Annotated in this window: 21 protein-coding genes; 1 reads left to right on the top strand and 20 read right to left on the bottom strand. The window is 32.2% G+C overall.

Annotation, left to right across the window (positions count from 1 at the left end):
• The 19 genes from mutM to OC535_RS11780 form a co-directional block, all read right to left on the bottom strand.
• Positions 1–813, bottom strand: a complete 813-nt coding sequence (gene mutM, locus OC535_RS11870) for a DNA-formamidopyrimidine glycosylase (protein WP_024721902.1) — start codon at positions 811–813, stop codon at positions 1–3.
• 9 nt (positions 814–822) lie between these two features.
• On the bottom strand, positions 823–3,432 hold the full coding sequence (gene polA / locus OC535_RS11865; RefSeq protein ID WP_498823916.1) for a DNA polymerase I: 2,610 nt from the start codon (positions 3,430–3,432) through the stop codon (positions 823–825).
• A gap of 13 nt (positions 3,433–3,445) precedes the next feature.
• Positions 3,446–6,499 carry a DNA polymerase III subunit alpha gene (dnaE, locus tag OC535_RS11860; protein ID WP_498823915.1) on the bottom strand — a complete coding sequence of 1,018 codons (3,054 nt, stop codon included), beginning with the start codon at positions 6,497–6,499 and terminating at the stop codon, positions 3,446–3,448.
• Positions 6,500–6,558: 59 nt separating this feature from the next.
• Entirely contained in the window at positions 6,559–6,864 is a 306-nt protein-coding gene (locus OC535_RS11855) for a hypothetical protein (RefSeq protein WP_024721900.1), read from the bottom strand.
• Positions 6,865–6,937: 73 nt separating this feature from the next.
• On the bottom strand, positions 6,938–7,183 hold the full coding sequence (locus tag OC535_RS11850) for a TIGR03905 family TSCPD domain-containing protein (RefSeq protein ID WP_024721899.1): 246 nt from the start codon (positions 7,181–7,183) through the stop codon (positions 6,938–6,940).
• A gap of 57 nt (positions 7,184–7,240) precedes the next feature.
• Positions 7,241–8,545 carry a 23S rRNA (uracil(1939)-C(5))-methyltransferase RlmD gene (gene rlmD / locus OC535_RS11845; protein WP_024721898.1) on the bottom strand — a complete coding sequence of 435 codons (1,305 nt, stop codon included), beginning with the start codon at positions 8,543–8,545 and terminating at the stop codon, positions 7,241–7,243.
• Positions 8,542–9,828 (bottom strand): hemolysin family protein, encoded by a 1,287-nt coding sequence (locus OC535_RS11840; protein WP_024721897.1) that lies wholly within the window; start codon positions 9,826–9,828, stop codon positions 8,542–8,544. Before OC535_RS11840 ends, rlmD begins: the two co-directional genes overlap by 4 nt.
• Before the next feature lie 186 nt (positions 9,829–10,014).
• Complete coding sequence (locus tag OC535_RS11835) at positions 10,015–11,916, bottom strand: penicillin-binding transpeptidase domain-containing protein (RefSeq protein WP_227052924.1); 1,902 nt, start codon at positions 11,914–11,916, stop codon at positions 10,015–10,017.
• A gap of 45 nt (positions 11,917–11,961) precedes the next feature.
• Positions 11,962–14,103, bottom strand: a complete 2,142-nt coding sequence (locus OC535_RS11830) for a penicillin-binding protein (RefSeq protein ID WP_498823914.1) — start codon at positions 14,101–14,103, stop codon at positions 11,962–11,964.
• Between the two features lie 2 nt (positions 14,104–14,105).
• A complete protein-coding gene (locus tag OC535_RS11825) occupies positions 14,106–14,405 on the bottom strand; it encodes a hypothetical protein (RefSeq protein ID WP_498823913.1) in 300 nt (99 codons plus the stop codon).
• A gap of 2 nt (positions 14,406–14,407) precedes the next feature.
• A complete protein-coding gene (rsmH, locus tag OC535_RS11820; RefSeq protein WP_498823954.1) occupies positions 14,408–15,340 on the bottom strand; it encodes a 16S rRNA (cytosine(1402)-N(4))-methyltransferase RsmH in 933 nt (310 codons plus the stop codon).
• Between the two features lie 6 nt (positions 15,341–15,346).
• On the bottom strand, positions 15,347–15,772 hold the full coding sequence (mraZ, locus tag OC535_RS11815; protein WP_498823912.1) for a division/cell wall cluster transcriptional repressor MraZ: 426 nt from the start codon (positions 15,770–15,772) through the stop codon (positions 15,347–15,349).
• 204 nt (positions 15,773–15,976) lie between these two features.
• The gene (rpmF, locus tag OC535_RS11810; RefSeq protein WP_024721892.1) at positions 15,977–16,144 is read right to left on the bottom strand and encodes a 50S ribosomal protein L32; all 168 of its coding nucleotides are present in this window, start codon (positions 16,142–16,144) and stop codon (positions 15,977–15,979) included.
• Between the two features lie 16 nt (positions 16,145–16,160).
• Positions 16,161–16,667 (bottom strand): YceD family protein, encoded by a 507-nt coding sequence (locus OC535_RS11805; RefSeq protein WP_024721891.1) that lies wholly within the window; start codon positions 16,665–16,667, stop codon positions 16,161–16,163.
• A gap of 102 nt (positions 16,668–16,769) precedes the next feature.
• Entirely contained in the window at positions 16,770–17,012 is a 243-nt protein-coding gene (locus OC535_RS11800; protein WP_024721890.1) for a stage VI sporulation protein F, read from the bottom strand.
• A 39-nt stretch (positions 17,013–17,051) separates the two neighbouring features.
• The gene (locus tag OC535_RS11795; RefSeq protein ID WP_024721889.1) at positions 17,052–18,056 is read right to left on the bottom strand and encodes an NAD(P)H-dependent glycerol-3-phosphate dehydrogenase; all 1,005 of its coding nucleotides are present in this window, start codon (positions 18,054–18,056) and stop codon (positions 17,052–17,054) included.
• A gap of 61 nt (positions 18,057–18,117) precedes the next feature.
• Positions 18,118–19,422: a ribosome biogenesis GTPase Der gene (der, locus tag OC535_RS11790; RefSeq protein ID WP_024721888.1), complete on the bottom strand. Its 1,305-nt coding sequence runs from the start codon at positions 19,420–19,422 to the stop codon at positions 18,118–18,120.
• A gap of 1 nt (position 19,423) precedes the next feature.
• Positions 19,424–20,092 (bottom strand): (d)CMP kinase, encoded by a 669-nt coding sequence (gene cmk / locus OC535_RS11785; RefSeq protein WP_024721887.1) that lies wholly within the window; start codon positions 20,090–20,092, stop codon positions 19,424–19,426.
• A 44-nt stretch (positions 20,093–20,136) separates the two neighbouring features.
• Positions 20,137–21,018 carry a hypothetical protein gene (locus OC535_RS11780; RefSeq protein WP_024721886.1) on the bottom strand — a complete coding sequence of 294 codons (882 nt, stop codon included), beginning with the start codon at positions 21,016–21,018 and terminating at the stop codon, positions 20,137–20,139.
• Positions 21,019–21,138: 120 nt separating this feature from the next.
• Here OC535_RS11780 and OC535_RS11775 point away from each other — a divergent pair, with 120 nt between their 5' ends.
• A complete protein-coding gene (locus OC535_RS11775) occupies positions 21,139–21,315 on the top strand; it encodes a ferredoxin (RefSeq protein WP_024721885.1) in 177 nt (58 codons plus the stop codon).
• Positions 21,316–21,355: 40 nt separating this feature from the next.
• On the opposite strand, the gene OC535_RS11770 is transcribed toward OC535_RS11775, so the two are convergent.
• On the bottom strand, positions 21,356–21,715 hold the full coding sequence (locus tag OC535_RS11770) for a methylglyoxal synthase (RefSeq protein WP_024721884.1): 360 nt from the start codon (positions 21,713–21,715) through the stop codon (positions 21,356–21,358).
• Position 21,716 lies beyond the last annotated feature (1 nt).

Below are 21,716 nucleotides of genomic sequence, written 5' to 3'. Positions count from 1 at the left end.
TTATCGCCTCCTTTTTTGACAATGTTTACAATAATACGTTCCTCGACCTTTGATAGCCTCTTTCGTTATATCACCACCACAAATAGGACATTTCTTTTGTAAATGAGCCTTTAGCTTCACTTGGAACAACCCATCAATACCATTAGCACTAAATGAGTGAATCGTCGTACCACCTTGTTTGATGGCTTCATTTAAAATATCAGAAGCTGTTTCCTTTAATTCCACAACACTTTTTTTAGTTAATTTACAAGCTGGCGTATGAGGATCTAAATGCATTGCAAAACATATTTCATTAGCATAAATATTGCCTATTCCCGCAATTATACTTTGATCTAAAATGGCATGTTTGATTGGTAAACGGCATTTATGTAACTTTGTATATAGCTCTTTAACATCGGCCTCAAATGGCTCTGGTCCAAGTTTCGAAAGAGGCAGTTCATTTGCATAATTATTTAAATCAACTAATTTTATCCGTCCAAATTTACGCGTATCATTATAACGAAGCTGTTTCCCGTTATCGAGATTGAAGATAATATGATCATGCTTATTTAAGGGCATATCTTTATCAACATAGTGGTATTTCCCTTCCATCCTTAAATGTGAGACAAAAGCTATGTCATCCAATTTAAAAATCAGATATTTTCCGATCCGATCAATATCATTAATTTTTTGATCACTAACTGCTTTAATAAATTTTTCAGGATCATCTTCGATAATCTTAGGATAAATAATATCTACACTTGTAATCTTTCTTTCTAATACAAAGTTTTTTAACGTCCTTCTGACTGTTTCAACTTCTGGTAATTCTGGCATCTTTTTCACCTACTTTAACTCATACCAATTTTTTGCATAAGTCCCTTCTGCTTTTAATTCAACTTCCATACTAACAGCATGTTCCATTCCCTCTTTAACAATATTCATGACATCTTCTAATTCATCTTGATATACATCAAAAATCAATTCATCATGAACTTGTAAAATCATTTTTGATTTTAATTTTTTTTCTTTTAAAGCCTGATCAACTTGAATCATCGCTAATTTTAAGATATCAGCAGCTGATCCTTGAATTGGCGAATTCATTGCTAAACGTTTGCCAAATTCCTGACGTACATAATTCTTTTCTTTGATTTCCGGAATGTAGCGTTTACGATTTAGAATCGTTGATACATAGCCTTTTTCTTTAGCCATCGCAATTGACTGATCCATATACGTTTTAATCTCTGGATAAGTGGCAAAATATTTTTGAATAAAATCCCGAGCTTCTTTTACACTTACTCCAATTTGTTCCGCCAGCCCAAAGTCACTCATTCCATAAATAATTCCAAAATTAACAGCTTTAGCATTTCTTCGCATTTGTGAAGTAACATCTTCTTCAGGGACTCCAAAAACAACACTTGCAGTATGACGGTGAATGTCTTTATCTTCATTAAAAGCCTGAATCAAAGATTGTACATGAGCTAAATTTGCAAGAACTCGTAATTCAATTTGGGAGTAATCAAATGAAACAAGATAATCATTTTCAGGAATAAAAGCTTTTCTAATCAACTTTCCTTCTTCTGTTTTTACGGGAATATTTTGTAAATTAGGATCGGTTGAAGAAAGTCTTCCCGTTTGCGTTAATGCCTGATTATACATCGTATGGATCTTTTTATCAATAAACACTTGATCTTGTAACCCCACTATATAAGTTGATACAAGTTTTGTAAGCATCCGATACTCTAAAACCTTATCAATAATAGGATGGATATCCTTTAATTTATTTAAGACATCAACAGACGTTGAATAACCGGTCTTGTTTTTTTTAGCATGTGGCAGCTGGAGATCTTCAAATAACACTTCTCCTAACTGTTTAGGCGAAGAAATATTAAATTCTTTATGCGCTAATAAATAAATATCCCTTTGCAAAACATCGATTTGCTTAGAAAAATCAGCTTCTAACTGTTTTAAAACCGTTAAATCTATTTTTGCCCCTTGAAATTCCATTTCTGCTAAGATTCGTGAAACCGGCATTTCAACATCTTTATACAATTCATACTGTTCCTTAGCTTTAAGTTTTTCAATAGCCTGATCCTTTAAATCATAAATTGCTTTTGCTTGTTTAATCAAGTGTTTAGCAAGTTCTTCAGTTTCAGGAAGATGTTTTTTGGCTCCTTTGCCATAAACCTGTTCATCATATAACACATCATAGTATTGATAAAACTCGCAAACACTTTTAATTTCATCTTTTAATGATGGATTGAGAATATATGAAGCTAACTGCAGATCAAATGTGTACCCTCTGAGTTTTAAACCGTTCCAAGCACAGGCATTAACACATTTTTTAATATCATAACCATATTTTTCAATCTTCTCATCTTCTAAATATGCTTTAAACTGCTCACATTTATAAGCATCATCAAAAGAAATATAATAACTGCATTCATCGTTATAAATAGCAAATCCTAAAACTGGTGATTTATGATAATTAGTATCATAAACACTAACAACCAAACTAGCTGGTTTATCAATTATTGGTAAGTGATCAACGATTTGCACTTCAATTTCATCTTTCTTTTCCACTTGATGACTTAAAGACATTCTTTTTAATAAAGAATTCATATCATAGCGTCGATAGAAATCAGCCAACTCTTCATAATCATGACCTTCATAATGCCATTTTTCTAAATCTAATTCGATCGGAACATCTAAACAGATCGTTGCAATCTGTTTAGAAAGAACACCAAGTTCAATATTAGTTCGAACTTTTTCGCCCATTTTTCCTTTTAGATCAGCCATATGCTCTTGTAAATTTTCAATTGATTCATATTGATGTAAAAGCTTTAATGCTGTTTTTTCTCCAATTCCAGGAATTCCTGGAATATTATCAGCAGTGTCGCCCATCAACCCTAATAGATCAGTCATTTGTTGAGGCTGTAACTGGTACTTTTCATAAAAGCTCTCAGGTGTAATAATTTCATATTCATCGCTTTTTTGCGGCTTTTTATACTGATAAACAGATTCATTAACAAGCTGCATCATATCCTTATCATTAGAATAAATAGCAACTTTTAAGCCGGCATCTTTAGCTTTTTTAGATAAAGTTCCAATAATATCATCACCTTCATATCCCTCAAGTTCTAAATAAGGAATGTTATGAGCGCGCAAATATTCTCTAACCATTGAAAACTGACAAATCAGCTCTTCTGGTGTTTCTTTTCTTGTTCCTTTATAATTTTCTAATAATTCACTTCTAAATGTTTTCCCTTTGGCATCAAAAGCCACCACGATATATTCGGGATTTTTTCTTAATAAACTTTCTAAACGATTAGCAAAACCATATACCGCATTTGTCGGTACACCATCTTTATTGACCATCAAGTTTCCCATTGCTGCTGTTGCATAATAACAACTAAACAGCCAAAAATTTCCATCTATTAATACAAATTCTTTCATCCTCTATCCATCCTTAACGTACATTTTTAGCCTGGTTTATTACCAGCGATAATTTATCGCGGAAATTCACTTTTCCTTCAATCAAACAAATTTCTCCACGAACTAAGATCTTTTTTAAAACCTGAAAACTACTTGCAAAAACAACTCCATCAATTTCTCCAGTTTCATCATAGCCTTCAACAAAACACATTTCCTGCCCTTTTTTATCAACGATAACTTTTACCCTCGATAAAGCCATTATAACTCTAACCGGTTTATTAAGATAGTTTTTCAATTCATTTATGCTGATAATTTCCTGCTTTATATTTTCTTTTATCAAAGCGATTGGATGCATTGATAAATAAACTCCTAAAACAAGTTTCTCTTCTTCTAAAATTTTCATTCGATTATCTTTAACGATCGTTAAAATTGGCGGTTCATCAATGCCAATCGAATTCTTTAACTGCACATACTCCGTAATCTTATGTAAATTTTCCTTGATCGTACTACGGTTGAGCTTAAACTCATCAAACGCACCAGCCATGATCAAACTATCGATCATTTTACTATTAAGTTTACTTGACTCCATCCGGGAAACAAAATCAAATATATCTTTAAACAAACCTTTCTTTCTTTCTTCAACGATAGCAAGATATCCCGCATATCCAACGTTTTTGATTGCTAAAAGGGAATAACGAATATTACCATCTTCAACTTTAAAACGATTAGTCGAATAATTGATCGATGGTGGTAAAAGCCTAATTCCGTATTTTCTACCCTCTTGAATACAGCTTATCTTACTGCTGTCACTGCTTTGTTCATTAGATAATAAAGCACTAAAAAATTCTAAAGGATAATTAGCTTTTAAATAAGCTAACCAGTACGCTACGTAACCATAAGCAACTGAATGCGACTTATTAAAACCATAATTAGCAAATTTTTCAATCAAATCAAAAACTTTATTACCTTCCTCTTCACTAAAACCGTTATTAATCGCACCAGTTATAAATTCACTTTTCATCGAAGTCATTAAACTAACGGTCTTTTTCGATACGGCTTTTCTTAAAATATCAGCTTTAGCTAACGAAAATCCAGCTACTTTTCTAGCAACCTGCATGATTTGTTCCTGATAGATCATTATCCCATAAGTTGAAGATAAAATTGGTTTCAAGCATTCCAAAGGATATGTAATTGGCTCTTGACCATTTTTGCGGGCAATATAAGCCGGGATATTAGCCATTGGTCCCGGTCTAAATAAAGCAATGGCTGCAATTATATCATCTAAACAATTACACTTCATCTTAATTAAAAGATTTTTCATTCCTGGTGATTCTAATTGAAAAATACCAAAAGTATCACCACTACTAATTAATCGATATGTTTTTTGATCATCAAGATCAATTTCATTAATATTAATTTTTATATCATAATTTCTTTCAATATCTTTGATCATATAATCAATTATCGTTAAATTCTTTAATCCCAAAAAATCCATTTTTAATAATCCTACTTCTTCGATGTAATCTTTCGAATACTGGGTCATGATGCCATCATTCGGTCCCTTAACTAAAGGAACGACCTGATCTAAAGGATCATTAGATAATACTACTCCGGCTGCATGCGTAGAAATATTTCGTGGTAATTTCTCAACAGTAAAAACAGCAGGCATGATTTTTAGCAAAGCGGGATCTTTGTTGACCATAGATTGAAAATTATATGATGTTTCATATACTTCTTTAGCACTCTTGCGATTTTTATAATTAGTGGGAATATTTTTAGCTAAGAGCTCTAATTTCGGTAAAGGAACTTTTAAAACTTTACCTAAATCTTTTATCGCTACTTTAGGTCCATATGTTGAAAAAGTAACAATTTGCGCCACATGATCCTGACCATATTTATTAGTAACATAGGTAACTATTTCATCACGCCGATCATCTTGAAAATCAATATCAATATCAGGCATGCTGATTCTTTCTTCATTCAAAAAACGCTCAAACAACAAATCATATTTTAAAGGATCAACATTGGTAATTCCTAAAACATAAGCAACTAAACTGCCAGCTACAGAACCTCTTCCAGGACCTACTAAAATTTTGTTTATTTTAGCATATCTAACGTAATCAAATACAATTAAAAAATAATCATCAAAGCCCATTTTAGTAATCACATTTAATTCTTTTTTTAATCTTTCCAAATAAATCGTTTTGATCTGTTCACCTTTAAAACGTTTCTTTAACCCGACAACACATAATTGATGCAAATATTCACTTGCTTTACCATTTTTAGGAACGGGATACTTAGGTAAATGCATCTGATGAACGGGAATCGTCGCATTACATAAAGTAATAATATAATTTGTATTTTCAATATATTTTTTATCAAAGATACTTTCCATTTCATAACTTGACTTAAGATATAACTGGTCAGTTACTGGAACGTGATCTAACTCTAAAGTCGATCCTTTAGAAGATGCCTGTAACAATTCTAATGTATAAGCATCTTTACTATCGAGATAACGAACCTCATTGGAAACACAAACGGGAATATTTTCTAACAGAGACAAAGCAATCAAACGTTCATTTATTTTTTTTTGCATAGCAAGGCCATGATCTTGTAAACAAACATAGAAATATTTAAAACTTTTTTTAAATAACTGTAAATATTTCAAAGCCTCGGATTCTAATTCCTTTAAAAGCAACCGTTCAATTATTCCTTCTTTACAGGCTGATAAAACAAATAAATGCTCCTGGTATTCTATCAATTTTTCTAATGCAGCTGCTTTATTAGCATTTCGCGATATATCACTCGCTAGATGTACTAAATTAAAATATCCCGTTGTATCTTTAGCTATTAAAATCAAAGGATATATCTCCTGTTCAATTTCAATACTAGCTTCGATCCCATAAATAGGTTTAATCCCGTATTTATGACAATAGCGGGTAAACTCCATAGCCCCGAACATATTATTTTTATCAGTTAAAGCTAGTGCCTCTAAGTGGAGATCACTAGCTTTTTTACATAAGTCTTCAATTAAAATCGTGCTATCTTGAAAACTATAAGAACTATATACTTGTAAATGACCTAGCATTATCCCCACATCCTTTCAAATTGTATTGTACCACCAAATAGTCTATTTAAAAATGATTATTATAGAATTGCCCGAAATGAAAATAAAATAATCATGATTGCCAAGTATAAACAAAGACACATATAAAGCGTATCAAAAAAAGCAAATGTTGTAACTGCTAAAAGCCAGACTCTAAAACAATATAACGCCAAAACATAATAATGATACTGAACTTGTAAAACACAGAACCTTTTTTGCCAGCCAATAATAATAATTGAAAGTATGGCAGCAATCAAATGAAAGGGAATGATCCACAATGGGCATATTACCTGCATCAGTAAAATTATACCACAAATAAATTGCAATTTTTTAATTCGTATCAACATATAACCACCTATCGTATTATATGAAATTTAATAAATAAAATGAAAAGAAGTGGATAATCAAAAGATTATTCCACTACATTGCATGCTTAATAAGTGCTTTTGCTAATTGATCAGGACAACTCGTTGGCTTACTGCCACAGCGAATTCCTTGTAAACGTTCAACAATATCAGTCACTTTCATTCCTTTTGCTAAAGCTGCTACACCCTGAGTATTTCCCGAACATCCTCCAACAAACTTGACATTATTAACGATACCATTATCAACATCAATAATAATTTGTTTGGCACATACTCCTTGAGGTTGAAATTTAATTTCCATCATGACCCCTCCTTACTTATAACCATTATAATTATAAATAAAAATAATGCAACTATTTTACTTTCTAACTAACTTTACGATCGTAGTCAAGTATGAATTATGACATGATGAATCTAACGCCACGATTTTTTCTAATCGATAATTGTTTTCTAATTCAGCCAAATCTTTAGCCAAGGTTGAATATGACTGACAACAATAGATAATTGTTTTAATTTTTGCAATCTTAATACTATTTTTGATCGTCTCGCTTAACCCAAAACGTTCATTTTGAATTATCAGTGTATCATAGATTTTCTTTTTAGCATAAATAACGATTTTTTGATCAAGATCACCAGCAATAAAAGTAATATTCTCTTTACGCTTATTATTTATTTTAGCATCTTCAATATGATATTTTTTCTCATCGATAGCAACCACTTCTTCTTGATCTAAATTAGATTCTAATAATCCTATTCCACAATTTAAAGAAATGATTTTTTGACTATCTTGTAACATCGCTTTAATACATTGAATTTGTTTATGATATACAGCAATATTTTCTGGTAATTTAGACTTTGCTGAAACTAGATACTTTTTATCATCATTATATAATTCCAAATGACTAGGACCGTATAACTTTGTATAACCGGAATCATCAAACTCTTGATGTTTAGAAGTATTAATAGACATATAAACACTTGCAACATGTGGTATTTCAGTAATTTGACTTACTATTTTACGATCAATTCCATCACGTCCCGTAATAAAAACTAACTGAATCTGTTTATCAATCAATTTTACTTTAATAAATCTTAAACCTGTTTTAAATTTATCATTATAAATCTGACATTTATTACTCGTTAAAACATTTTCTAAAGCTACTAATGTTTCATTGATCAAAGGATGCTGTTTAAAACATTTTGTCATCAATGTTAAATACTTGCTATCACGCTGATAAATACCAAATGTAATCTTTCCCTTAAATTCAACGATTGGTAAATTGACACTAGTAATAAACCCTTCTTGTTTGGGTGAAGCAATAACATCTTTAAAAACAGTTTTGTTTAAATCATATTGGGTATATTTTCTAATTGCCTCGCGAACAGCTTCCTTTTTAGCTGTTAACTGCTTGTAATAATCTAAATGCAGCAAAGTACATCCCTGGCAATTATCATATGCTTTACATCGAGGAATAACACGACTTTTTGATCGTTTAATGATCTTGATCAGCTTTCCTTCATAAAATGATCTTGTCTGCTTTGTTATTTCAACTACAACTTCTTCTTCTGGCAAAGCCCCAGGAACAAAAACAATCTTTCGATCAATATATCCAATTCCTTCACCATTAATTCCTAACTTTTTAATTTCTACATTTTTTTTCATCCTACAATTTCCTCTTCATTTTCAACTTCATCAAGAATAGTCACTTTTAACTGTGCAATTCTATTTTTATGCATTTTTACTATTCTAAACAATACATTTTCTATTTTTACTTCCTCATCTATTTCTGGAACTTTTGAAATCTCTCCTAATACCAGACCACCAATTGATTCAAAATCTTCAGAATCAAAAGATGTTTTCAAACGATCATTGACTTCATTTAAATTCAAACTTCCATCAACCAAATATTCATTATCACCTAAAGAAATAATTTCTTCCTCTTCTTCTTTATCATACTCATCATCAATTTCACCAACGATCTCTTCGACAATATCTTCAAAAGTAACGATTCCACTCATTACCCCATATTCATCAAGAACGATCGCTAATGTTGCATGCTCTTTACGCATCAATGCAAAAACATCAGATACTTCATTAAATTCATAAACGACAAAAGTATCTCGCATATAATCTTTCACCGAAAACTCGTCAGGATCAATATTAAAAAATAATAGATCTTTAACATTTAATACACCAACGATTTCATCAAATGATTCACTATGTACAGGATAACGTGAAAATTGACTGCGCTGATAAATTTCCATCAATTCCTGATAAGAACAATCATCAGCAATACTTTCAACATGTATTCTTGGTGTCATAATTTCCTTGATTTCAGTTTCTCCAAATTCAAAAACATTATGAATCATTTCTTTTTCTTCTTCTTCTAAAACCCCTTCTTCATGACCAACAGTCACGATCGTTTTTAAATCTTCTTCGGTCATTGTTGGTCCATTATCACGATTACCGCCTAAAACCTTAATAAAGAAACCAGTAATTATGTTTAAGAAAAATACTACTGGTGTAAAAATAAAGCAGGCAAAAGATGTAAATCGTGATAGAAACAAAGCAATTGCATCAGCATTTTTAGTAGCAAATGATTTTGGGGTGATTTCACCAAAAATAAGTATTGTCAAAGTTACAACACCGGTTGCTATCGCGACTAAAGTACCAGAATCTCCAAAAAGAGAAATTACAAATGATGTCGTTAATGAAGAAGCGCCAATGTTCACTAAATTATTTCCTACTAGAATCGAACTGAATAAACGATCATCATTAGATAACAATTTTTCTACAATTGCTGCTTTTTTATTTCCTTCTTCTGCTAGATTACGCATTCTTATTTTATTAACAGATAAAAAAGCTGTCTCTGTACATGAAAAAACGCCTGAAAAAATAATTAAAATGACAAATATTATAATATTGACTATCTGGGTCGGGTCCACAATAAATCTTATCTCCTTATATTCATTAATTTTATCATTATCATAGTATAAACTATTTAAAAAGTCAAATTATGTTCATTTGAATCTTATATTTTAAATAAATCATAATTTTTAGGATAAAAAAGTATAGTAATTATTTGATTTTAATCCACAACAAATAAAAAACAGGCAAATAAATTTTGCCTGTTAACCTAACATAATTACGATCGTAGAACCAGCCTCTACATATTCTCCTACTCGTGGTAATTGATCGATCACCTTATCACCCTCACCAATAAATTTGAATTTCAATTCTGGATTACTCACTTCTTTTTTTGTTTTACCAATATAATTTTCTACTTTAACTGTTTTAGTATCTGTGATCGTATAAGCTTTTTGGCGCTGTGAAGAAACCTTTTCGATTCCCATGCTTGGTAAAATATCCACTAACATCTTTCTTGCAATCGGAGCAACAGTCGTTCCCCCATACTGTACACAATTTTTAGGATTATCCATAGCTACATAGAGAACAATTTGTGGATCATCAATCGGTGCAATTCCAATAAAAGAAAGAATATAACCACCATCTACATAACTACCATTTACTGCTTTTTGGGCTGTTCCCGTCTTCCCGCCAATTCGATATCCATCGATATAGGCATTTTTACCCCCACCATCGGTTACTACTGTTTCCAAGGCATCACGTATTTTTTTAGAAGCCTCTTCACTAATAACCGTCCGCAAAGCCTCAGGCTGCTTTTCATAAATAATATCATTAGTATAACTGTCGATTATTTTATCAACTAAATACGGCTGATATAATGTTCCCCCATTTACACAGGCACATACAGCTCTTACCAGCTGCATTGGTGTTACTGAAATTCCCTGGCCAAAAGCTACAGTTGCCTGTTCTAGTTCATTAAAAGCATCATAATCAAACATGATTCCTTTTGATTCTCCAGGCAGATCAATTCCCGTTTTTTCCGTCAAACCAAATTTCTTTACATACTCATATAATTTATCTTTTCCAAGACGTCGTCCTATTTCTACAAAACCAGGGTTCGAAGAATTTTGTAGTACTTCCCTAAAAGTTTGCAGCCCATGACCGCCTTTTTTCCATGACTTGATTCTTGCTCCACTAACAATTTCATATCCCTGATCATAATAAGTATCTTTATCCATATCAAATAAATTTTCATTTAATGCTGATGCAAATGTAATTATTTTAAATGTTGATCCTGGTTCATAAGTCTTCCAAATCGGAATGTTATGATTATAAACATCTTTATCAGCATTTTGGTAATCATTAGGATCAAAATCCGGCTTACATGCCATCGCTAGTATTTTACCAGTAGCTGGTTCCATCGCTAGAGCCCAGATCCCATCAGGATCATATGTGTCATAAGCATTATTTAATTCCCGTTCAACAATATCCTGAATGTCACCATCGATCGTCAACTGTAAGTTAAAACCACTAGTTGGCGCACTATAAACACTGGGATACAATGTCAAAGGATTACTCTTAGCATCCATATAATAATCGATACTACCATTATTCCCATTTAAATAACTATCATATTTTAGTTCTAATCCTAACAGCCCCTGATTATCAATTCCTACAAATCCCAATGTTTGGCCCAAATAATTACCTTTAGGATAATATCTTTTGGTATCCTTGATTAAATAAACTCCAGGTAATTTTAAACTGCTTATTTTAGCAGCAACTTCATCATCTAATTGTCGTCCTTCTGGCTGGATCCGTTGAATAGATACTTTTTTACTTAATTTTTCCTGCATGACTTTAACATCAACTTCCAAAATATCTGCTAATTTTTCAGCTGTCATCGTAACATCTTTAATTTGACTAGGAACAACTACTAATGACGATGTTGTTAAATTGGTTGCTAAAACGTTATTATCACTATCTAATATCAAGCCGCGGTTGGCTTCAACAGGAAAACTTCTTTGCCACAGATCTACCGCTTTATTATAAATATTTACACGATCAACGATTTGAATATAACCAATTTTTAAAATTATTGCTATTACAATAACGACCGTTATAATTTTTACCCATTTTATTTTATGTTTAGTTATTTCATATATCATCTTAATCACCTCTATAATATATGAAAAAAGTAAGGTCATTAGACCTTACTGTAATGTAATAGTTAAAGCATCACCGCTATGTAAAATTGTTCCTTCTGGTAAACTTTGACTGGCAACAAGACCATTTCCACCATCAATACTAATGTTTAATCCCGACAAGGAGCCAAACGTCAATACATCTTTACGCGACCAGCCTGTGAAATTTGGTAATGTAATATCCGATGATTCGGTTTTAATGAAAACACGATCATTTTTAGTGACTTTTGATTTAGCTTCAGGAAATTGTTCGATAACTGTTGAACCATTTCCAATCACTTGGACATTTAAAGTTTTTGATTCTAATTTTGATTTTACAAAATTAACACTTTGATTTATATAGGAATCTAATTTATATTCTTCTGTTGCTGTTTCATTATCAGCAGCATTATAAGAAGAAACGATAGATAAAGCTGTCGGTACTACATTTTTAATAATATTAGCCTGATGCGTAGTAGTATCATTATCAGGACCTTGAAAAACAACTATCGAGATAATTTGAGGATCATCGTACGGCGCCATTCCCGCAAATGATTTAGTATAATCAGTCGTTGAATAAGTACCATTTTCACCTACCATTTGCCCCGTCCCGGTCTTACCAATAATTTGTACACCGTTATCTAAAGCAAATTTTCTAGCTGTACCCATACTTTCATTTACTACTCCTTTTAATAGGTCACGCACTTGCGCTACTGTTGAAGATGAAAATATTTTTTCAGAAAATTGTGTCTTTCCACTATATGTAACTTCATTATTTTCTTTATCGACGATCCGATCAACTAAATATGGTTCAACCATTTTACCATCATTAGCAAAAACACTGTAAGCACGAAGTAATTGTAACATTGTAACTGTTGAACCCTGACCAAAACCTGTTGTTAAATAAGCTGCCCGGCTCTTATCGGTTTCATACAAGGCCACTCCTGAAGCTGATTCAAACCCATCGATATTACTAGATTGAAAGAACCCTAATTTTTCATATGTATCAATAAGATCATCTCGATTAGTATATCCTTTTTCTAATAAGTTACAAATAGCAACATTACTAGAACGATAAAAACCTTCATCATAACTAATACTTCCCCAACCAGCACCATTATTATGGTCTCTGATTGGTCGACTACCACCATAATCATATTTACCAGATTCATATAACGCACTGCCATCGTATAAGCCGCTTTCAATTGAACTTGCATATACGAATGATTTAAATACTGATCCACATTCATAAGCTGTATCAAAGAAAAAATTCTTATAATCTTCAATATTACGTTCATTAGGATTAAATGATGGATAACTAGATAAAGCTAAGATCTTACCAGTTTTAGCTTCCATGATCACTGCAGCTGCTTTCGTCGCCTGCGCCCCACTAGCTTCAACAGCTAGTGAATAATCCAAATCACGCTGTAAAGAACTATTCAAAGTCAAATAGATATCTTGACCATTAACGGCATCCTGCTGTTTTAATATTCCATTAGGCAAGATATATCCTTTAGCATCTTTTTGATAAACTTTGTATCCATTCTTTCCTGCTAAAGTATCATTATATATTGCTTCTAATCCCATCTCACCAACAAGACTTTTAACATTATTTTCTTCAACACTTTTAGCATAACCAACGATATAACTACAAAAATCTCCTAATGGGTAGTTACGAGAAGTCGCTTCTTCAAATTCCAAACCTGTTAATTTAGTCTCTTCGATCTGCTTCTTTTGGTTAGCACTTAAATTATTTCCATAATTTCCAAATTCTACTTGATATTTTCCTTTATCAATAGCTTCCTGCATTTTTTGCGCCATTTCTACAGGATCCATACCAATAATTGGAGCTACTTCATTAGCAGTCTTTGTAACATCCGTTACGTGCGCCTCTTTATTAGCGTAACCTGGTCTTTTACTAGAAACGACCGCAATTAATTTGAATTTTTGAACATTCGTTGCAATTACTTCATTGTCGCTAGTATAGATTTCTCCTCTAGTTGCATATTCAACGGTTTCCACTTTACCTCTACTTTTAGCAAAAGCTTTAATATCACCACTGCTAATCAAGTGTTTACCAGTTACACCTAAGTATACAATATTTACAACTAAAGAAAAAATAACTAGTGCAAAGACAACATAAGCTATCTTTGCACCTTTAAACTGACTCATTATTATTCAGCCGGCGCCTCTGTAGTAGAGGCAACTACAGATTCATTGCTATATGTATAACCTTTTTCACCTGCAATATCATTAAGACGTGAAAAAGATGCTAATTCTTGTTTTAGCATTTCTAAACTATCTATTTCATCTTGGAGCACTTTGATTTCTTTTTCTATTTGCTGTGCTTCTTGATTGCAAGAGGACTCCAATGATCTTACATAAGTGATTCCAAAAATGAAGATAACCATTGAAATGATTAAAAATCTTTGTGAAAAAGCTTCAAACTTTGTTTTCTTAACTCTATGTCTCATAATTACACCCTCTCTATTACTCTTAATTTTGCGGAATGGGCCCGATGATTTATTTCTAATTCTTCTTTTGAAGCAATAATTGCTTTTTTATTTACTAATTTATATTTAGGTAATAAATAATCTGGAATAATTGGCAATCCTGGTGGCACATCTTTTAACTTTGTTACGTCATTAAAAGTATATTTACAAATCTTATCTTCTAAACTATGAAAAGTAATCACCGCAATTCGTCCACCACTATTTAATAAAGCTAAAGAATCTTTCAACGCCCGATCAAATACGTTCAATTCATCGTTCACAGCAATTCTTAGCGCCTGAAAAGTTCTTTTAGCGGGATGCCCACCTTTCCTACGAGCGGCTGCCGGGATTGCTTCTTTAATGATTTCAACTAATTGAAACGTTGTTTCAATTGGTTTGTTTACTCGCGACTGCTCAATTTTACGCGCGATTCTTTTAGCAAATTTTTCATCAGCATATTTAAATAGAATTTCTACTAACTGTTCATACGACCAGGTATTAACGATCGTATAAGCATCAAGAGAATTATTAGTATCCATCCGCATATCTAATCTTGCGTCATAATTATAGCTAAACCCTCTTTCACCAGTATCAAATTGAGGTGAAGAAACTCCTAAATCAAATAAGATTCCATCTACTTTTGTTATTCCTAAATTACTTAATTCTGCTTTAATATTAACGAAATTTGAATATATGATCGTAAAATTATCACTTATTTCACTAAGTCGACTTCTAGCTGCTGCAATTGCCGTTTGATCTTGATCAAAGCAATACAAGTGTCCTGTAGTAAGACGTTTTAAAATGGCACAGCTGTGTCCTGCTCCACCTAGTGTACAATCAACATAAATCCCATCTTCTTTTATATTCAAACCTTCCACTGCTTCATTTAATAATACCGTTACATGATCAAACATTATTTTCTCCTATAAATCAAATCCATCTAATGACTCAGAAATTTCATCAAAATTATCTTTATTTGTATCATAATAGTCTTCCCATCGTGCTTGATTCCAAATTTCAACATGATCGCCAACACCAACTATGATACATTCTTTTTCTAATTTGCCTTCCAATCTTAAAACATTAGGAATATTAACTCTTCCTAATTTATCAAATTCACATTCACTTGCTCTAGAAGTGATAATTCTTACAAAATTACGAGCTTCTTTTTTGGTTTTGGGTAACGTTTGTAATTTTTGATAATAATCATTCCAACCTTCTTGGGTATATAAAGCTAGACAACCATCAAAACCACGAGTAATAACTACACTCTTACCACATTGTTCTCTTAACTTTGAGGGAATAATAAGGCGCCCTTTGGCGTCGATATTGTGTCTAAATTCACCCATGAACATTTTAATCACCCACTTTTTAACACTCAGTAACATAAATTAACACTTCGTACCACCATTATATACTTTCTAAACCATTTTGTATAGACTTTTCTTCAAATAAGATATTTTTGGATATTTAAACAAAAAAAGGACCAATTAACGTAAAACAACGTTAATTAGTCCAATATTTTTATTAAAAAAGCCCTTTTATGCTATTTCTTATAAAACTTTTTGCCCTTTGTAAGTACCGCAATGTTTACAAACTTTATGAGACATTTTGTATTCACCACATTCTGGACATACAACTACAGCTGGTGCTGTAAGCTTATCGTGAGTTCTTCTCTTATTTCTTCTTGTTTTTGATACTCTTCTAAATGGTACTGCCATCAGTATAACCTCCTGTTTAATCTTTAAAATAATCTTTTAATTTAGCTAATCTAGGATCAATGTATTCCTCATTATTTTCACTAGCATTGCTACTATCTAATATTCTCCAACCTTTACCTTCTGATTTAATATTAGCATCATCTTTGACTACTCTCATCGGCACTTCAAGCATAATATTTTCAAATACCACGGGAGTAAGATCAACAATATCTTTCTTCACTTCGTGAACATCTTCAAGAGGTGCCGGTTTGTCAAAAGCAAACACCTCTGTTGAATTAATCTCAAAAGGATACTCAACATCCTCTAATGTCATTGCACATGGAAGAATCATCGTCCCCTTGATATTAAGATCAACATATAAACGTTTATCTTTTAAATCAAGATTACCGGTTCCTGAGACAATAATGTCCTTCAAGTCATTAATTTGTGCATATTGGTCAAATAATTCTGAAGGAAAAGTAAGTCCTTCTTCAAATTCAAATTTTCCACGATGCTTAACAATCCATTGTAAATTGTATTTCAAAATAATCACCCTTCTATAACCGCAATGACAATTATATATAAAATAATACCATAAGTCAACCTAAAAAATACTTGTTTTTATCGTTTATTTTACACTAACATCTTATACCATCTTATCAATATCACGAGGAATTTTATTAGTTTTGATCATTGAAACTAATTTATCAATTTTCCCTGGACTGATTGATTTATTAGTCACTTTTGCTACCGAAACAATAAAATCGCGAATATCATTTTCATTATTCAAATCTTTAGATTGTAAATCATTGGCTAATTTTAATATTTCACTTTTATTAACATTAGTCTTCTTTACAACCTTATCTAAAAAAATATCTTCATCTTTCATATTATCACCACTATATAATATGAAAGAATTCAAATAACGTTACCCTTCTATCTTTAATTCCCTTTTCATCAATTGTTGAATTTCACGCTTTGGTTCATGATTATTATATAATACATTATATATTGCATTAATAATTGGTAATTCAATATCATCATATTTTTTAGCATCTTCATAAATAACTCGACAAGTTCTTATTCCCTCACAAGTCTTTTTGTTATTTTTCATAAAAGATCGGGCATCATTAGTTTTACCAATTTCAAGTCCAGCTTGAAAATTTCGCGAATGAATCGATGAACAAGTAACGATCAAATCACCAACCCCAGTAAGTCCCATATACGTTTCTAATTTTCCACCTTTTTTCATTCCGTAACGAACCATTTCAGCTAATCCCCGAGTTATTAAAGCTGCTTTTGTATTGTCACCATAACCAAGACCACTTAACACTCCGGCAGCTACCGCAATTACATTTTTAATTGCCACACCATATTCAGCTCCGACTTCATCGGTCAAACGATACACTCTGAAATAGTCATTAGAAAATAATGTCTGTACATCTTGAGCTGCTTTTTCATCCAAAGAGACTGCACAAACAGTTGTTAACATTCTAATCACTACTTCTTCTGCATGACTAGGACCAATCAAAGAAACGACCGGATTGATCAAACTTTCGTCCAAAACACTGCGGATCGTATCTGACATCCGCATATTTGTTCCTAGATCAAATCCTTTAGAAGCATTGATAACTGTAATCTTTTTCTTAATAAAAGGTTTTACCTGCTGTAATGTTTCTTTAACAAATTGGGTAGGAATCGTAATCAATAAATAATCTATATCTTTCATCGCTTCTTCTAAATTATTAGTTGCTTTAATTTCCGTTTCTAAAGACACATTTTCAAAAAAAGCACTGTTTTGATGATTGATATTTATATCATCGATTTGATTTTGATCGATTCCATACATCATTATCTCATTTTGATTATCGATTAAAACTCTACTTAAGGCAGTAGCCCAGCTGCCTGTACCTAAAACTGCAATTTTACACATTATTACACATCCTTATATTATTGTATGTATATTATAACAAACATCTTTTCAAAGTACACTACTAATCTCTTTTTCGACAAATAATGTGAATTGGTGTACCTTCAAAGCCAAAAGCTTCTCTTAAACGATTTTCTAAATAACGTTTATAACTAAAATGCAGATATTGAGGATCGTTAACAAATAAAATAAAGGTAGGTGGGCAGGTACTTACTTGATTTGCATAAAAGATCTTTAGTCTACCACCATTAAAAGTTGTTGTTGGATTGATTGCCTGAGCATCAACCAAAACATCATTTAAAACACTTGTTTGAACTCTTTTATTAGAATTAGTATAAGATTCCTGGATCATCGGGAATAACTGTTGAACTCTTTGATGAGTTTTTGCTGATAAAAAAATGATTCGTGCATAATCTAAATACTTAAACTGCGTGCGTAATTCTTTTTCTTTTTTCTGCATCGTTTTTTCATCTTTTTCAATCAAATCCCATTTATTTACAACTAAGATCACGCCTTTACCAGCTTCATGAGCATATCCAGCAACGTGTTTATCTTGTTCAATGACCCCACGATCCCCGTCGATCACAACAACAATAACATCACTTTTTTCAATTGAAGATAAAGCTCTTAAAATTGAATATTTTTCAACGTTTTCATAGACTTTACCCTTTTTTCGCATTCCTGCCGTATCAATGACCCGATACTTTTGACCATCTTTTTCAAAAGCAGTATCAATAGCATCACGTGTTGTTCCTTCGATATTTGAAACGATGACCCGCTCTTCGCCTAAAATTGCATTAGTAAGAGATGATTTACCAACATTAGGTCTACCAATGATCGAAAAACGAATCTCATCTTTATCAAATTCTTCTTCTGTGAAATCCAATTTTTTAATAATTTCATCTAATAAATCACCGATTCCAATTCCATGGCTTCCAGATACGGGAATTGGATCTCCCATCCCTAAACTATAAAAATCATAAATATCATTAATAAAAGAATTATCATCAATTTTGTTAACGGCTAATAAGATCGGTTTTTTTGTTCTTTGTAATAATCTTGCAACATATTCATCTTCTTGAGTGACACCTTCACGACCATTAACAACAAAAACAATCAAATCAGCTTCTTCAATGGCAATTTCAGCCTGCATTTTAATTTGTGCAGTAAAAGATGCATTCTTAAGTTCGATTCCACCAGTATCAATCAATCTAAATTCTTTTGTCAACCATGTAGCTGTTGCATAGATTCGATCTCTAGTTACACCAGCAACATCTTCAACGATAGAAACTCTTTCCCCAACAATTCGATTAAATATTGTAGATTTACCAACATTTGCTCTCCCTACGATTGCAACTACTCCAGCCATCTTATCCCTCACTTTCCTTTTGTTTAACTAATTTTAATACTTCATCGACTACTTCTTCAATCCTTAAATCTGAAGTATCTAAAACAATGGCATCATCAGCTTTTTTTAATGGCGAGATTTTACGATTCATATCTTGATAATCTCGTTGTTCAATATCATTTTTTATAGTTTCTAAATCAGCAGGTAGCCCCCGCTGTTTATTTTCTAAATAACGACGCATAGCTCGGGTTTCCACACTAGCACTTTGATATATTTTAAGCTCAGCATCAGGCAAAACAACAGTTCCAATATCACGACCGTCTAAGATTACACCACCAGCCTTAGCCATTTGACGCTGCTGCTTAACTAAAAATTCTCTAACATCCTGATAACTTGAAACTTTACTTGCTGACATCGACACTTTATCTTGACGAATTTCACTACTAACATCACAATCATTTAAATAAACTCGGTTTTCACTATCCATTGTAATCTTAATATCTTTTAAGACTTCAGATACAGCTTGTTCATCACCTAGATCAATATTGTTTTGTAAACAATAATAACCAACACAGCGATACATCGCTCCTGTATCAATATATACATAATCTAATTTTTTCGCAACAATTTTAGCGATACTGCTTTTACCAGCAGCACTTGGTCCATCAATTGCAATTGAAATCTTCTTCATATTATCCTCCCTCTTTCTTGAAAAAAACTAAGGTGAACCTTAGTTTAAAAGAATAACTGGTATCCTATCATACCACATAAACAAATAAATACAATAACTAAAAATATAATTACATAATTTAAAACATTAACAATACGATCATTTTTCTTTTTCTCGACCACTTCAACACGGCTCCCATCATCTTTTTCTTTACTTTCAGTTTGGACAACCGTTTCATTTTTAATCGTTTTTATATTGTCATCTTTTTCTTTTTGCTGTAAAGCTTTTTCTACTTCACGCTGATCTTTTTCCTTGATTTGGCGTAACATATCTTCTAAAGAAGCAGTTTGTTCAGGCACATCATCCTCATTTGGCTCATCTTCAAAAACATTTGTCTCTTCTTCTAAGATGATCTTTGCTTTTTTGGCATCTTCAGCCGGTGACATGCTTGCTAAACGCTCCATCAAAGTCATCTTCTTTTTAGCTTCTTTATCTTCTGGCTGTTCCGTGTTTTCTAAACTCTCAGCTTCTTTATCAGGATTTACAAAATATCCTTTAGAAAATTGAGAGGTGGCAACATTGTCAAACTTATCAATTCGAACTACTTGTTTTTCTGGTTCTCTAATTTTATTTAAAATATCCATCCTTGTATTGTATTGTGCTTCTTTTCCAACACCAGCTTTAGCACTGCGCAACGCTCGATTGATTTCTTCACTGCTTTCTTGGCGCATCTGTTCAAATGTTTTAGCTTCTGTTAGTGTATCTTCGATTTCTTTTTTTTCATCTTTATTTCCAAAAAGTCGATTGACAGATGTTAAAAATTCATCTTCTTCATCAGTATCTATCACCGCGTCAATTACATCATTCATACTATCGCGAGTTATTCCTGCTTCATCTTTCAAACCACTTCTTAAATTACGATATTTATCAATTCGTGAATTAACCACTCTTAATCACCCTTTCAACGAACATTATAGCATACTTTTTAGGTAATTCCTTTATAAAATAATGGAAAATATATTTAATTTAGGCTATAATATGAGAGTACAAAAAAGGAGGAATTTATAATGGCTAAAATTACAGTAAATGATTCTTGTATTGGTTGTGGGGCTTGTACAGCTGTTGCACCTGATGTTTTTGAATTAGGTGATGAAGGTTTAGCAGTTGTAGTTAGCGAAGATAACACTGACGGAGCTAAAGAAGCTGCTGAAAGCTGCCCTGTTGAAGCAATCGAAGTTGAATAATTTATTAAAAACCAATCGTTTTGATTGGTTTTTTTATATCTTATAAAGACTTTAATAACATTAACGCTGTTGCTTTATTTGAGGCTAATGGAATATAGTGCACATCACATAATCTCATCAAAGCATTTATATCAGGTTCATGGGGTTGCGCTGTAAGTGGATCACGGAAGAAGAAAACCATATCCATTTGGCCTAAAGCAATTAAGTTTCCAATCTGCTGATCGCCACCATATGGTCCTGATAAAAAACGTGTTACTTGTAAATCGGTATTTTCCATAATCTTTTTACCAGTTGTCCCGGTACCATATAAATTATGTTTTGCAAACAATTTTTCATTTTCTTTAACAAAATCGATCAATTCTGTTTTCTTTTGATCATGTGCTATCAAAGCAATATTCATC

Origin of the sequence: Clostridium sp. Marseille-Q5894, assembly GCF_946902305.1 — a bacterium.
Classification (GTDB): domain Bacteria; phylum Bacillota_I; class Bacilli_A; order Erysipelotrichales; family Coprobacillaceae; genus Thomasclavelia.
This window is presented reverse-complemented; position numbering and strand designations above follow the sequence as displayed.